This window comes from Lacrimispora amygdalina (genome assembly GCF_003432035.1).
Classification (GTDB): Bacteria; Bacillota; Clostridia; order Lachnospirales; family Lachnospiraceae; genus Lacrimispora; species Lacrimispora amygdalina.
This window is the reverse complement of sequence record NZ_QOHO01000062.1, coordinates 19,778-34,882: the sequence shown is the minus strand read 5'-3', so window position 1 is coordinate 34,882 and position 15,105 is coordinate 19,778. Positions and strand designations below refer to the sequence as shown.

The following is a 15,105-nucleotide window of genomic DNA, read 5'->3' as shown; positions in this document are numbered from 1 at the left end:
GCTATCCTTTCACACTTCCTGCCGTAACTCCGCCAATGATGAACCTCGACAGGCACAAATAGATAATGGCAACCGGAACAATGGCAATGGTAATCAGCATATAAACCTGACCCATATCAAATTTTAAGAAATCCGCACTTCTAAGCTGCGCTATTAATATAGGAAGCGTTTTTTTCGCATTTGATTTGAGCACTAGGGATGGAACAAAATAATTGTTCCAGGAGGCCACAAATGCAAAGATACCCTGCACTGCCAGAGCAGGCTTCACAATGGGAATTACAATAAAATTAAAGGTGTAAAATTCATTGGATCCATCGATTCTGGCTGACTCCACAATTTCCAGCGGCAGATTGCTTTGAAAATAAGAAACCATAAAATAGAATATAACCGGTGCAGCCATAGATGGAAGAATTAAAGGAACAAAACTGTCCATAAGCCCCATTTTACCAATCAGGCTTAAAAAGCCAAGGGTTGTAACCTGCGTAGGAATCATCATAATCAGGATGATAAAAAGATAAACTGCATTTCTGAATTTAAAATCATAGGCATGAATCGCATATGCCGTAAGTGCGGACACATATACTGCCAGGCCGGCGGAAGCACCGGCGATAAACAGGCTGTTTATTATTCCATGAACAACCGGCAGATTCTTGTTATGAAGTACATTATATAAGTTAGGACCAAATGATTTGCCTGGCAGAAATGAGAATCCCTTTGCGATTTCCGGATGGGATCTGGTCGCATTGATGATCAGGCAATAAAAGAAGAAAAGGCACAAAAATGACAAGAGTGACAGTACGATATATGCAGCTGCCTTTTTTAAATTCATCGCTTTTCCCATTATCTTGATCCTCCTTTCTGTTTACCAGCACCCGTGAGTATAAAAAATACCACGAGACTGAGTGCTGCTGTAATAATGAAGAGTATTACGGATAAAGCTCCTGCCATACCATAGTTTTTGCTGAATAAATGATTATTCAAAAACATGATTAACGTCATACTGGCCCGGTCAGGTGTTCCTTTTCCATTGGTAAGTACCTGGGGTACATCAAACATCTGCAGTCCGCCGATGAGAGATGTAATCAGTACGTAAATAAATATGGGTTTAATGGTCGGCATTGTAATTTTGGTAAATATCTGGAATGACTTTGCTCCATCTATGGCTGCAGCCTCAAATAAAGCAGAATCAACTCCAAGAATTGCCGCCATGAGGAGTATGGTTGTATTGCCAAACCACATCATGAAATTCATAAAACCGATCAGTCCCCTGGTTCCCCATACTGTGGTAAGAAAACGGATCGGACTGTCTGACAGCCCCATTCTTATGATAAGATTGTTCATTGGACCGTCATCTGAAAACAGGGCAAAAAACAGCATGGCAAAGGATGCCGCCATAATCACATTGGGAAGGTATATAATTGTTTTAAAAAAGGTACTTCCTCTCATCCGCATTCTAAAATCAGCAAACCAGACCGCCAGAATCAGGGAAATGATAATCTGGGGAATAAAGCCGATAATCCAGAGAATCACGGTATTGCCTAAGTACTTTAGAAGATCGCTCTGAAAAATGGTGATATAATTCTCAAATCCGACAAAATTCGGCCCGATCTGAGTCAACCCTGAACGGTAATTTTCAAACATACTGTTATAAAACGTAGATATCAGGGGGATAAAGGAAAATACTAAATATGTAGCAAAAAAAGGTATTAAAAAAATGTATCCCCATTTTGAATAGCTGATTTTCTTTCTGGCTTTTGCCTTTTTTTCTCTTACCATGATGGAGCCTCCTGTTTTCATACAGGGCGGGAAAATCCCGCCCTGTATTTTACTGCTACTGTGTTTCTAATTCCGGATATTTCTCTTGTGCAGATGTGTAGAAATTCTTAAGTGCTGTATCTTTATCAACAGTACCGTTAAAATAATCATGCATTGCATTCTGGAAGCTTTCATTCAGTCCCTGATCATAAGGAGAAATCTTGCTCATATCAATCTTTTCTGCAGCATCACAGTACATCTGAAGAGGATTCTGTCCGCCGAGGAATGCTGACTTATAATCACCCTTTGCCAGTTCTTCCATAACTGTCTTGTTATTTACGAAGTCATTCTTCTCTTCTACAATTTTCTTCATGGTTGCATCATCACAGCAGATTGTCTTCATGATATCTGCTACGATATCAGGATTGTCTGTACCATTTGCTGCGCACAGCCAGGTTCCGCCCCAGTTATAGGATTCTGGTCCAATGGTTGCAGCCCAGTCGCCGTAAACACCATTTCCTGGTTCCTGCTTTCCTCCGTCAGCTTCTGCCTTTGCAAGAGAGTTTTTCGCAAGAACGAAATCCACACCCCATGCCGGCATGAAATAACCAAATACTTTTCCCTCAGGACCCTGTCCGGAAGCCCACTCAGCTGCCCAGAGTGTGGTTTTCTGATTGTAACCGCTGTCTGTATACTTCTTTGTCTGCTCTACCCATTTTTCCAGGTTGGGATCGATCACTATTTTCTTTCCGTTTACCCACGGAGCAGCTACATTGTTAGAGAAAGTACGGTAGGAATCATCATATCCGGAGAGCATAAAGTAGCCTTTGTCTTTCATCTTTGCAGCAGTTTTGTCAAAGGAATCCCAGTCGCCGATTGCCTTTTGAACTTCTGCAGGATCATCTGTACCCAGCACATCCTTGGCAATGGAACGGCGATAAATATAAAGTCCCGGGCAGCCCTGCCATGAAATACCTTTTTGTGCTCCCTTGGAATCCTGTGCGATTACTTTGGTGTAGTCATACTGCTTTGACATATCCTGATCTGTAATACCAACATCCTTTAAATCAAGGGTGTAATCGGAATTTACATACTTCAGAATGTAATCTGCTTCAACCAGAAACATATCCACTTTATCATCAGCCTTTGCATCATTCTGATTTAACAGTGCTTCATCAAGAGCATTCTGATAGGCGTTGTTTTCGCTGGGAGTCGTCACAAAATTGACCTTATAGCCTGCTGGAAGCTTGGAAGCATAATAATCTTCATATCTGGCTTTGAATTCATCATTCCAGACATAAATATTAATCACTTTTCCTCCTTCACCGCCAGCTTCTTTCTGCGTTTCCGTCTTTGCCTCAGTTTCCTTGGCAGTCGTTTCTGCAGCTTTGCTTCCGCTTTCGCTCTGCGCGCTCTTTGAGGAGCAGCCGGCAACCAGTGAAGCTGCCATCACCGCGCATAATAATCCGCTTACAACTTTCTTCTTCATATTTCCCTCTCCTTTTCTGATATTACTATCATGAAATATTAGCATTACCAACCGATTCCCCTGTAATCAGCTCCCCTTCCACAATGATCTGTTCTGTGAAAGTAGTCTTGGGTTTTTCGATTGTGCTTATCAATTTTTTGGCGGCCTGCATACCGATTGCCGCTGTGTCCTGGCGAATGGTAGTAAGCCTTGGGTTTAATAGCTGTGATAATCTGCTGCCGTCATAGCCGGCAATGGAGATATCATCCGGAACCCTTAAATTTCTCACCCGGATTTCATTAAGGCCGCCGATCAGCGCTGTATCATCGGGATATAAGATACAGGTTGGCGGATCTTTTCTGTCTAACAGCTCACTGGTACATGCCATAGCCTGACTGACATCCAGATAATCTGCTTCCAGTACATAATCATCAGGTACCGAAAGTTCTTTACTTTCAAGAAAGCGATAAAAGCTGGTGAGCCTCGCCTTTGTAACAGTGCTGCTTGCCTGCCCGTGTATGTAGGCAATTTTCCTGTGGCCTTTTTCATAAACATATTCCATCAGGCTCTGGATGCCCTTTATGTTATCGGATAAAACAGAAGAGCAATTTTCATTGATATGATCGATTGTTACAACCGGAATGTTTCCGTTTAAAAGATCAATCACCTCAGGGTTGTCGAATTGTACGCAGGCAATCACCACACCATCTACATTCCTGTATTTGCAGTGGTCATAATAGGAAACCTTCTTTTTTCCTATCTGCCCGTTAATAAATGTAATGTCATACCCCTGCTTTTCCGCTTCTACCTTAAATCCTTCGAGAACCGCGGCAAAATACTCATGAGTCAGACCGCTGTTAGCCTCATCAACAAACAGCACTCCTATGTTATAGCTTCTGTTTGTCTTTAAGGATCTTGCTGCAGCATTGGGATAATATCCCAGTTTCTCCGCTGCCTGCTTAACTCTTATTTTAGTACTCTCCCCGATGTCATTCTGATCATTAAGCGCCTTGCTCACTGTGGCAACGGATACTCCGCAGTGCTGTGCCAGTTCTTTCATAGAAATCATATGTCTCATCCTTTTAACTTAATCGTTTTCGTATTTTCACTATACCCCTTTCTTCGGTAAAAATCAATAAGTTTTTTCTTTTTTGTCTAGTTTAAATAGATTTTGTACATACTTTTTGTGCATATTTACATTTTTCATTATATTTACCTATTGAAAATTTCATTATTTAAAATTTTCCTCTTGTTTTTTTTCTCAACCCGCGCTATTATGACCGTATAACTCCCTATTATCTTTCTTAATCGTTTTCGAAAAATGTCGTTTTTAGGGATTTGGGTCATCCAACAGGAAGGAGTTATTCAACTATGAAATATGGATATTTTAATGACCAGGACAAAGAATATGTAATTACTGCCCCAGATACTCCTCTGCCGTGGATCAACTATCTGGGCAGCGAAAATTTCTTTTCGCTGGTTTCCAATACCGGAGGTGGCTACAGCTTTTATAAAGATGCCAAAATGCTCCGGCTGACAAGGTACCGTTATAATAATGTTCCTCTGGACAGCAACGGACACTACTACTACATTAATGAAAACGGCACTATCTGGAATCCGGGCTGGCAGCCCACAAAGACTCCGCTGGATTTTTATGAATGCCGCCATGGACTTGGAGTGACCCGTTTCACCGGAAAGAAAAATGGCTTGTGCGCAAATGTGACAGCCTTTGTACCTTTAGGAGACTCCTGCGAAATCAACCAGGTGACATTAAAGAATGAAAGCACCGCCGCCAAAGAATTTACCCTGTATTCCTACGTGGAATTCTGTCTGTGGAATGCCATGGATGATATGACCAACTATCAGAGAAATTTCAATACCGGAGAGGTTGAGGTTGAGGGTTCTGTCATTTATCATAAAACAGAGTACAGAGAGAGAAGAAATCATTATGCCTATTACTCCGTCAATACCGATATTCAGGGTTTTGATACTGACAGGAATACGTTTGTAGGCGTGTATGGTTCGAATCAGAATCCGGCTATGGTGGAAAAGAATACTTCCGGTAATTCCATGGCAAGCGGCTGGTCTCCCATCGGATCCCACCGGATCACGCTCCAGTTAAAACCCGGAGAGGAAAAAACCTTTATCTTTGTTCTTGGATATGCAGAGAATGAACAGGACTTAAAATGGAGCGCACCAGACGTCATCAACAAGACTCCCTCCAATGCTGTGCTGGAAAAATACCGCACTGCCTCAGATGTTGAAAAAGCCCTTGAAAAGCTGAGGCAATACTGGACAGATCTTCTCTCTACCTACAGTGTAACACTGGATGAAGAAAAAACGGCACGCATGGTAAACATCTGGAACCAGTATCAGTGCATGGTGACCTTTAATATGTCCCGCTCTGCATCCTATTATGAATCAGGAACAGGAAGAGGAATGGGATTCCGTGATTCCTGTCAGGACTTACTTGGTTTTGTTCACATGATACCGGAACGGGCAAGGGAGCGCATCATCGACATTGCCTCTACCCAGTTTGAAGACGGAAGTGCTTACCACCAGTATCAGCCTCTTACCAAAAGAGGAAATATGGATATCGGAAGCGGTTTTAATGATGATCCTCTCTGGCTTATTGCAGGAGTCAGTGCATACATACGCGAAACCGGCGACTGGGATATCTTAAAAGAAAATGTTCCTTTCGATAACGATGCCAGCAGGAGCCAGACTTTAATGGAACATTTAAGACGTTCCTTTGGATTTACAAAATCCCATTTAGGACCACACGGCCTCCCGCTCATCGGGCGTGCCGACTGGAATGACTGCCTGAATTTAAACTGCTTTTCCATGGAACCCGGGGAATCATTTCAGACCACCGGCCCCTCGGAAGGACCTGTTGCAGAGTCTCTGATGATCGCTGGAATGTATGTGAAATACGGAAACGAATACGCAGAAATCTGCCGTTTAACCGGACTGGAGAAGGAAGCTGCCGAAGCGGAAGCTTCTGTAAAAGAAGTTTACGATGCTGTCCTTAAATCCGGCTGGGACGGAGAATGGTTCCTGCGCGCCTATGATGCTTTCGGCAATAAAGTTGGCTCCAAAGAGTGCAAAGAAGGTCAGATCTTTATTGAGTCACAGGGCTTTTGCGTAATGGGCGGAATCGGAATTGAAGAAGGCCTGGCAATAAAAGCTCTGGACAGTGTGCAGGAAAGGCTTGAAACCACCTACGGAATCGTTCTTCATCAGCCCGCTTACCAGACTTATCATAAGGAGCTGGGTGAAATTTCATCCTATCCGCCTGGATATAAAGAGAATGCAGGAATATTCTGCCACAACAACCCATGGATTTCCATAGCAGAAACCATGATCGGCAGAGGAAACCGTGCTTTTGAAATTTACCGCAAAACGGCTCCAGCCTATACAGAAGAGATCAGCGAGATTCATAAGACAGAACCTTACTGCTATTCCCAGATGATAGCCGGTAAAGATGCCGCCAATTTCGGTGAAGCAAAGAACAGCTGGCTGACCGGTACTGCAGCCTGGACCTTTGTCTGTATCTCCCAGCACATTTTAGGCATACGGCCCGGTTTCCATGGTTTAATTGTAAATCCCTGCCTTCCGGATTCTATCAGAGAATTTTCTGCTGTCCGCAAGTTCCGGGGTGCCAGCTACTACATTCATGTGGTAAGAAACGGTGAAACAGGAAATAAAATTTCTTCTTTCCTGGTAGACGGAGTTTCCATGAATGGAAATGAAATCCCAATCCAGGAAGGCAAAAAAGAATATCATGTTAATCTGATACTGGAATAAGCTTCAGGGGCAAAACCATAATTATGGCTTTGCCCCTTTGCATTTATATGGTATAGTTATAACTAGAAAGATATGGAAAAGGAGGCAGAGATATGAACTTCTCTCAATTAGTAAAGGAACGTTATTCCGTCAGAAAATTCAGTGACCGGAAAATAGAACCTGACAAATTAAAACTGATCCTGGAGGCCGGTCAGGCTGCCCCTACAGCAGTTAATTATCAACCCCAGCGTATTCTCGTATTGGACAGCGGGGAGAATCTTGCTAAACTAAAGCAATGTACTCCCTATCATTTTCATGCGCCCATGGCACTTCTGATCTGTTATGACACTAAAGTAAGCTGGAAAAGATCCTATGACCAGGAAGATATGGGACCGGTGGATGCAAGCATTGTAACGGCTCAGATGATGCTGCAGGCTGCAGAACTGGGACTTGGAACCACCTGGGTAGGCCATTTCGACCCAACAGCCATAAGAGAATCGTTTCATATCCCGGAAGCTTTTATTCCTGTGGCACTGCTCCCCCTTGGTTATCCGCGAGAAGACTCCGTCCCTCATCCCTTTCATGAAAAACGCTATGATTTAGACCATACAGTTTTCCATAATTCCTTTCCGGATACAGTCATAAACGAGAACGAAAACCATTAAATAAAAGGACCCCTGGCCGCTTTCGCCCAAAGACTGAGTTTCAGGCAAAAAGGATTCAGGGGTCGAATTAATTCCCGGTTTCTTCTATTTTCTATTCTTTGTCATACGCTTCCAGTGCAATGGGCAATGACTGAATCACTACATTTCCTGCAGCAGGCAATCCAACCAGAACACTGCTAATTATTTCCTCTCTTGTAGCTCCATGTGATTTTGCCATCTGGACATGAAAAGGCAGACCGCTTTCCAGCCGCATGACTGCCATAACCGCAATATACGCAAGTTCCTCTGTCTTTTTGTCGAGTCCGCTTGCCCTGTCAAGCTTATGAACCATCTCCATCCATGGCCCATGAACCTCCGGTGCCTCCTGTGCAAATACTGAAAATGCATTACTTACCTGCATATGGTTTTACTCCTTTCTCATACATGCTACTGCTCATTCGTGACCAAACTCACTCTTCCAGGCAGGCAGCTTTTTCATACTGCTTATAGCAATTTTCTCCGCCGCTGTCTCATCAAACCCCTGGGATTCCATAATAAACCTGGTCATACCCGCCTTTGCCTCTTCAAATGACCTCATGGTTCCATCCGGTCTGGCACAATAAACACAGTAGTCTTTCTGCTCATCGCCTCCTGCAAAATCAGATTTCTTTTCCATGGGCATACCACAGGCTATGCATACCTTCATATTCCTCTCCTCCTCGTTTACTTCCGAATAAGACTTAAAAATGTATGTTTCAATTCACCGGCATAACGCGCCAACACCGGTTCTTCCGGAGAAAAGAAATCCTTGTTCCATAAGTAATAATGAATCATTCCCAGCCATGTATTAAAAAGCATATGGACAGGGATTTCTTTTATGGTACCATTCTTCATCTCCCTTGACATCATCAGGTTAAAATGATGGGCAATCGCAGACTGATTATCCGCATATACATACTGAACTTCTTCCGGCAAAAGACTCCTCTCGGTAATAAGACGTAGATAAAAATCCTCATGTTCCATGAGAATCTTTAAATGCGTATCCAGGAAATCACTAACGCTGATGCTGGATTCTGCCATATCATGAAATTCAGCTGCAAGGCTGATCTGGAACTCTCCAATGATACACTCCAAAAGATCATTCAGTGACTGGAAATGAGCAAAAACAGTTCCATGTGAGACCCCTGCCTCTTTGGCAATCCTTGCAGTCGAAGCAGAAAAACCTTCTTTTGCATATATCCGGCATGCGGTATCCATAATTTTCTGCCTGGTTGTTTCTTTTTGTATCTGTCTTTTTGATTTCATATTAATGACCACCAACTCATTGAGTATATACTCATTATAATGTTTTTTTTTCAGATGTCAATGTTTTTTTGCCTGAACCAGCTAGTTCTTCTCACCCGTTATACTTAATCCCATAAAATCCTTTTTTACTGTTCCGTCCCTAAGTCTGCTGCTGTCAAGAAGTTTCTGTATCTCTTCCTGTGTATAAGAAGCATTCAGTGAAGAAAGAAATCCAGGTCTGATTTCTTTTGGTTTTGTGCTGAAATATATCATATATCGCTTTAAAAAGCCGATATCCCGTCTCATATCTGTAATACAATACCTTCCTCCCGGACGAAGAACCCTGTAAATCTCATCAAAAACTTCAACCGGATTTTCCCATTCATGCATGGATCCATTGGATATCACGCAATCAAATGAAACGTCAGGCAACGGCATATTCATTCCATTCCCCTGCACATAGCGGGCAGCAATTCCATATTCCTTAGCATTTTTCTCCGCAATCCGGATCATGGCCGGACTGATCTCACACCCGGTAAAAGTTCTGGGATTTATCTGTTTTGCCAGCTCTAACCCTACATAACCGGGACCTGGGCCAATCTCCAGAATATCTCCGCCATGAATTCCGGAGGATATCATTTCAGTCACCCCATTCCACCCCTTATCTCTCATACCTTTCGCAAACTCATCAAAAATCTCTGCTGTCACTTCACTCTGGATTCCCTCATTCGTTTCAACAATTCTCGCTGCTGTCATAGCCTGCTCCTTTCTTTCTGATGGCTACCGCGGATTCTTCCGCCCAGTTTAATTCGGCTCTGTAATGCATGATATGATGATTAAATATAATCTCAGCGTAAGTTTTCATATCTTCAGGTATGACCTTTAACATCTCTGTTCGATGTTCTTCAATTCCTTTCAGTACTGCTTTCAGATGGTTGATATGAAGAGTAAGGCTCTGGAGAAAATCCGCTGCAGTGAGATATTCAGAAAAATAGAATGCAGCATCCGCTTCAAAAACAGGACGGTAATTCATATCCAAAGTCTGTTTTAGCAGCTCCTTAAACTTATCCGCTCCTGTCTCCCCTACAAAATACACCGTTTTTTCCGGTCTTGCACTTTGCTTATCTCTTAATGCTGTCAGAATACTGGACGCTTCCATCTTCTCAAGATGGTAATATACATTCGGGAGCTTTATACTGGTAAAGTCCTCCAGCTGTTCCTCCATGATTTTTTTGATCTGGTAGCCATGCTGGGGTCCAAACCGCAGTAATATCCCGAGTATATACAAAGGTATCATTTCAAGTTCCTCCTTTTTAGTCAGTACTGACTATTCAATAAGTTCATTATACTCAGTACTGACTATTTGTCAAGGACATTATCCCTTAAAAAAACATAATATTATTCAGATAAATCATTTTTTTCTTATTCAGCCATTTGTTAGGTATTTGGGTACTTTACTGGCATAAAATGGTTATATACTGTGTATGGAAAGGCAGGCTTTTCATGAACAAAATACTTGATAACGGATATTATGACTTTATCCTCAGTAACTCCCTGATCCCTTCTTATGCCCTTTCAGAAAATATCACAAAATTAAACAACGAACATTCTCTGCTCCATCTGGCACAGACAAACATGCAGGCCTGCGATTTAGGTCTTCATCCATATGAAAATTTTCCTTCTGTTTACACACTGGCTTCCTCCATATGCACGGAAAATCCTAATACTGCCTCCCTTTCTTATCAGTCTGTGTTAAATTATATGGGTCTTGGAGTTGTGATTGGTATCATAGACACAGGTATCGACTATGGCCATCCGGCTTTTCAAAATCATGACGGTACTACCCGCATTCTCTCTATCTGGGACCAGACCGATCAGACCGGCAAACCTCCTGCAGGATTTGATTTTGGCTCTGAATATACAAAAAACCATATTAATACTGCCTTAAAATCATCCCTTCCATTAACTATCGTCCCTGTTACAGATACCAGCGGTCATGGTACTGCGATTGCCAGCATCGTGGCAGGAAGCCGTGATAAGGAACATTCATTTACAGGAGTTGTACCTCAAAGTAAATTAGCTGTTGTTAAGCTGAAAGAAGCAAAAGACAATTTAAAACAGATTTATTTTATACCAGAGCGCTCCCTCTGCTATCAGGAATCTGATATTATGCTTGGAATCCGGTATCTTCTAAACATAGCAGCACAGTTAAACCGCCCTTTAATCCTCTGCATTGCCTTAGGCAGCAGCCAGGGAGGACATGATGGGCGGAGCCCCTTAAGTTCCTATCTGGACCAGCTTATCAGACAGCCCCGAATGGGAGCGGTCATTGCAGCAGGAAACGAAGGGGCAAGTAAAAGGCACTATTACTGTTATTCCCATGTACCACCTTACTGCTGCAGTTTTGATATAAAAATTGGAGAAGATGACCGAATGTTTACCATGGAAATCTGGCCATTTCCAACAGGCCGGATTACCCTTGAACTTTACTCTCCCGACTGCGAATTTGTAAGCAGTCTCTATACTACGGTTAACACCTGCCAGAAATTCAGCCTTTTACGAGGTCAGAGTTCTGTGTGGATTAATAACATCATTCTGGAAGGTTCCACAGGGGATCAGGTAATTGTGGTGCGTTTTAATAACCCCCTCCCCGGTATCTGGCATTGCCAGGTTAAAAGCGAAGGAAATGAACCATTTTCGTTCCATTGCTGGCTCCCCTCCGGGAATCTTATCTCTCCTGATACTTACTTTTATCACTCCGATTCCACTACAACCATCACATCTCCGGGAGATGCCCATGTTCCTCTTACGGTTGCTGCCTATAACCAATTCGACAACATGATACTTTATGAATCCGGAAGGGGATTCTCCCGCTTTGGTGAAATTCTTCCGGATGTAGCGGCTCCTGGTTATAAGATTCCCTGTGCTCTCCCGGGAAACCGATACGGCACACTTTCCGGCACCGGGGCTGCTGCTGCCATCGCTTCCGGAGCTGAAGCAATGATAATGGAATGGGGCTTTATCAGAGGCAACCATACCACGATAACCGGCGTAATGGCAAACCGTATGATCATACGCAGTGCAAATCGTGACAATGCCTGGTTCTACCCAAATGATATATGGGGATATGGCCAGATTGACATGCTTCATCTTTTTGATCAGATTTCAGCTTTCTCGTAGGTTTCTAAAAAAGACAGGGGGCTTATCAAAGCGGCTCCCTGTCCCATTTCACTCTATGCACCTGTTTTCTTCCATGATTTATAATGCTGAAAAGATACGCCCCAGCCCAAAAGAGAAAATGCTGCCAGCATCATATAACCGGTTCTCATCCCCATTTTTGAAGCCAGAGCTCCTGTTATTGCAGGAAATACAGTCATACCGACTGCATAGACAGCCTGGAAAAATCCCATCGCAGTGGCTTTGCAGCTGGCCGGAACTCCGGACATCGCTTCGCAGGTAAGATAGGAAAACAAAATCTCACGATGCCTTTTTACTGCAAATGAAAGATGATCCGTAAGTCCAAGATAAATATGCTCCATCAGTACCATCTGAAAATGTTTTGTGGATCATCCACAAATTAGTTTGTTTAAAAAACAGGGCATTCTTTCAGAGATACTCCGTCTGATTAAATGCCCTGCAGTCAAACTATAGGTATGGTACCTAATTTTCCTGCCTGTTCACAAGCTCATTAATATCTTTCTGAAACGATTCTTTCACCTTCTGATATCCTGCATCCTCAATTTTTTTTCTCATTTCGTCTATGGCCTGATGGGGATTTTCATATTTCCCGTAAGCAAGCTGAGGAATGTATTCTGACAGCACACTGGCGATTGCTGCCTGTTCCGCCTCCACCGCACTTTTATTCAAAATGAGATTTTCAAATGGGTAATCATAGGCAATTTTGTTGAGATTATCAATCATTTCCTTTTTTCCATTCCAGTGATAGCTGTTATCCAGCTCCAGATCATCGTTTCTGCCACACCAGAAGTTTGCATCCAGCTTATCGGTGCTCTGGTCCCAGCCCTCCGGATAAGCAAGCTTCCCATCCTCTGTTATGACATAATCAGTCCCTTCAATCCCATAATTAATATACCGGTAGCATTCCTCATCGTTTCGAAGCAGATCATATACCATCAGGGCCCGCTGCGGATGTTTGGAATTTACGCTGATTGCGGCAGCCCCATGGGTTTTTAAAGGTTTCGCAATATTGTTATTTTCCAGTCCCCATGGATACATCCTGGCATCTGACCCCGGCTGTTTTCGTTCCATGCCTGGTTTTACCTGGGAATAGAAAGTCTGGCTGTGGTGCTGGTCTGCCCCGCTGGTGCCCGCGTACATCTCCTCTCTGGCATCTCCGTCAAAGTTTAAGACGTCCTCTCTCCATACCCCGATCTCATTCCATTTCTTCATAAGATCAGCGGCATCATATAGGACTTCTCCCTCCATATAAGGAGAAAATACAGTATTGGGATCGGATGCGCTGGTATACCAGAATTCAAAATTACCTGCATTGCATCCAATCATGACACGGGCATCTGAGTTGGACTGGATGTAGGCGCCTAACAGGCCTGCAGCATTATTCTTTCCAGGGACATCCCAGGGAATAACCCCTTCTTTATTTTCTTTTACATACTTAAAATAAGTGGTCATATCATCAAATTTTTCTACCGTTCCATCCTTTAAACCGGCTTCTTTTGCCCAGTCTCCCCGGTAAAACATCCCGTGGTTTGTATACTGGGTATAATGGTCTTCGGGAATTAAGTAAATCTCCCCGTCATATTTGCAGATATCCCAGTCTCCCAAAGCTTCCACCTGCTCCCAGGTTTTGGGAGCATAAGTTTTTAACATCTCTTCACTTAACGGGAGAAATGCACCCTTTTGGATATTTTCCCAGGCATAAAGCCAATCCGTGGCAGTCGTAATAATATCAAGAGAATCGTCGCCTCCTAACAGCTGTACATTATACTGCGTCTGCCAGTCCGCCCATTCCACATAAGTAAGTTTCAGTTCCGCATTGACCTTTTGCGTAAGGACCTGATTCAAAGCCTTCAGCATTGCCTCACATCTGCCGTTGGAAGGTTTATCTCCCAGCACAAGCATGGTAATGACTTCATGCTTTTTTACCGAAGCATCTTCTTTTTCCCCATTTGTTTTTTTCCCACACCCAGTCAGGATTCCGGTAAGGGAAGCAATCATCCCTGCGGTCAGCAGCACTTTTGCATAATAACACTTTTTCATCTTAACCCTCCATTTCTTTGCCAAATCCCCATTCAGCCTTCTTACCCCTTAACAGCACCTATGGAAATACCGGTAATAAAATATTTCTGTACAAATGGATACAAAAATACAATAGGTCCGGTTGCAACAACGGCAGTGGCCATCTTTAAGGTATTGCTTGGCAGCGCTGTAATGGAAACATTGGCACCAGCTACAGAACCCTTTAAGGCATTTGCCGTATTGATGATATTGTATAAATAATACTGCAGCGGCTTATAGGCTACAGAGGATCCCAAATACAGAGAGGACTGATACCATTCGTTCCAGTATCCAAGTGCCAGAAATAAACCCACTGTAGCCAGCGCCGGCTTCAGCATGGGAAAAATCAGAACCCGGAAAATGGTGAAATCACCGGCTCCGTCCATCTTACCTGATTCCGTTATCTCAAATGGAACAGATTTGGCAAAATTCTTCATCAGTATGATCAGCCAGGGAGTCATTAATAGCTGGAGAAATACTGCCAGATAACTGCCTTTTAGATGAAGATATCTGGACACCCAGATATAGGTAGGTGCCATTCCGGCTGAAAAAAGTGTTGTAAAATAAATAAAGAATGACAATACATTGCGAAAAAGGAAATCCGGTCTCTGAAGTGCGTAGCCTGTCATTGCAATCAAAAACAGCCCCAATCCGGTTCCGCATACTGTCATTGTAATGGTTACTCCGTAAGATCCGAGAATCATTTTAGGATAACGGAATACCCAGCCGTATGCAGCAAATGTAAATCCTTTGGGAAAGAGTCCAAATCCCTCCCTGCTGATCACACTCTCCGTACTGAAGGATGCAGAAAGAATCAAAAGAAAAGGAAGTATACAGACAATTGTAAAAAAACCTACACATAAATAAGAGAATCCCTTTAAAAGTTTTGTGCCAGTCATAGTTTCCTCCTCA

The 15,105-nt window shown here is 43.0% G+C and carries 15 protein-coding genes; 3 read left to right on the top strand and 12 right to left on the bottom strand.

Annotated elements, in window-relative coordinates; genetic code table 11:
• Nucleotide 1: 1 nt before the first annotated feature.
• From DS742_RS18480 to DS742_RS18465, 4 genes are read right to left on the bottom strand one after another with little or no spacing between them, the layout of a single operon-like run.
• A complete protein-coding gene (locus DS742_RS18480) occupies nt 2-841 on the bottom strand; it encodes a carbohydrate ABC transporter permease (protein WP_117418448.1) in 840 nt (279 codons plus the stop codon).
• On the bottom strand, nt 841-1,776 hold the full coding sequence (locus DS742_RS18475) for a carbohydrate ABC transporter permease (RefSeq protein ID WP_117418447.1): 936 nt from the start codon (nt 1,774-1,776) through the stop codon (nt 841-843). Before DS742_RS18475 ends, DS742_RS18480 begins: the two co-directional genes overlap by 1 nt.
• Nucleotides 1,777-1,831: 55 nt before the next feature.
• Nucleotides 1,832-3,244, bottom strand: coding sequence for a type 2 periplasmic-binding domain-containing protein (locus DS742_RS18470; protein WP_117418446.1), 1,413 nt, complete (start codon nt 3,242-3,244; stop codon nt 1,832-1,834).
• Between the two features lie 28 nt (nt 3,245-3,272).
• Entirely contained in the window at nt 3,273-4,292 is a 1,020-nt protein-coding gene (locus tag DS742_RS18465; RefSeq protein WP_117418445.1) for a LacI family DNA-binding transcriptional regulator, read from the bottom strand.
• 302 nt (nt 4,293-4,594) lie between these two features.
• Here DS742_RS18465 and DS742_RS18460 point away from each other — a divergent pair, with 302 nt between their 5' ends.
• Both DS742_RS18460 and DS742_RS18455 read left to right on the top strand, forming a co-directional pair.
• Entirely contained in the window at nt 4,595-7,030 is a 2,436-nt protein-coding gene (locus DS742_RS18460) for a glycoside hydrolase family 94 protein (protein WP_117418444.1), read from the top strand.
• Nucleotides 7,031-7,122: 92 nt separating this feature from the next.
• Nucleotides 7,123-7,674, top strand: coding sequence for a nitroreductase family protein (locus DS742_RS18455; protein ID WP_117418443.1), 552 nt, complete (start codon nt 7,123-7,125; stop codon nt 7,672-7,674).
• A 91-nt stretch (nt 7,675-7,765) separates the two neighbouring features.
• Here DS742_RS18455 and DS742_RS18450 read toward each other — a convergent pair whose 3' ends face one another.
• The 5 genes from DS742_RS18450 to DS742_RS18430 form a co-directional block, all read right to left on the bottom strand.
• Entirely contained in the window at nt 7,766-8,074 is a 309-nt protein-coding gene (locus tag DS742_RS18450; protein ID WP_117418442.1) for a carboxymuconolactone decarboxylase family protein, read from the bottom strand.
• Nucleotides 8,075-8,107: 33 nt separating this feature from the next.
• Nucleotides 8,108-8,359 (bottom strand): zinc ribbon domain-containing protein, encoded by a 252-nt coding sequence (locus DS742_RS18445; protein ID WP_117418441.1) that lies wholly within the window; start codon nt 8,357-8,359, stop codon nt 8,108-8,110.
• Between the two features lie 17 nt (nt 8,360-8,376).
• Complete coding sequence (locus DS742_RS18440) at nt 8,377-8,958, bottom strand: TetR/AcrR family transcriptional regulator (protein ID WP_117418440.1); 582 nt, start codon at nt 8,956-8,958, stop codon at nt 8,377-8,379.
• Nucleotides 8,959-9,039: 81 nt separating this feature from the next.
• Complete coding sequence (locus tag DS742_RS18435) at nt 9,040-9,693, bottom strand: class I SAM-dependent methyltransferase (protein ID WP_117418439.1); 654 nt, start codon at nt 9,691-9,693, stop codon at nt 9,040-9,042.
• Nucleotides 9,671-10,234: a PadR family transcriptional regulator gene (locus tag DS742_RS18430; RefSeq protein ID WP_117418438.1), complete on the bottom strand. Its 564-nt coding sequence runs from the start codon at nt 10,232-10,234 to the stop codon at nt 9,671-9,673. The genes DS742_RS18435 and DS742_RS18430 overlap by 23 nt, the downstream gene beginning before the upstream one ends.
• Before the next feature lie 206 nt (nt 10,235-10,440).
• Between DS742_RS18430 and DS742_RS18425 the strand changes: the two genes are divergently transcribed.
• The gene (locus DS742_RS18425; RefSeq protein ID WP_117418437.1) at nt 10,441-12,117 is read left to right on the top strand and encodes a S8 family peptidase; all 1,677 of its coding nucleotides are present in this window, start codon (nt 10,441-10,443) and stop codon (nt 12,115-12,117) included.
• A 53-nt stretch (nt 12,118-12,170) separates the two neighbouring features.
• Here the strand turns inward: DS742_RS18425 and DS742_RS18420 are convergent, their stop codons facing one another.
• The 3 genes from DS742_RS18420 to DS742_RS18410 all read right to left on the bottom strand — a co-directional run bounded on the left by DS742_RS18420 (nt 12,171) and on the right by DS742_RS18410 (nt 15,092).
• On the bottom strand, nt 12,171-12,476 hold the full coding sequence (locus DS742_RS18420) for a hypothetical protein (protein WP_117418436.1): 306 nt from the start codon (nt 12,474-12,476) through the stop codon (nt 12,171-12,173).
• 121 nt (nt 12,477-12,597) lie between these two features.
• Complete coding sequence (locus DS742_RS18415) at nt 12,598-14,175, bottom strand: extracellular solute-binding protein (protein WP_117418435.1); 1,578 nt, start codon at nt 14,173-14,175, stop codon at nt 12,598-12,600.
• Between the two features lie 41 nt (nt 14,176-14,216).
• Nucleotides 14,217-15,092 (bottom strand): carbohydrate ABC transporter permease, encoded by an 876-nt coding sequence (locus DS742_RS18410; RefSeq protein ID WP_117418434.1) that lies wholly within the window; start codon nt 15,090-15,092, stop codon nt 14,217-14,219.
• Nucleotides 15,093-15,105 lie beyond the last annotated feature (13 nt).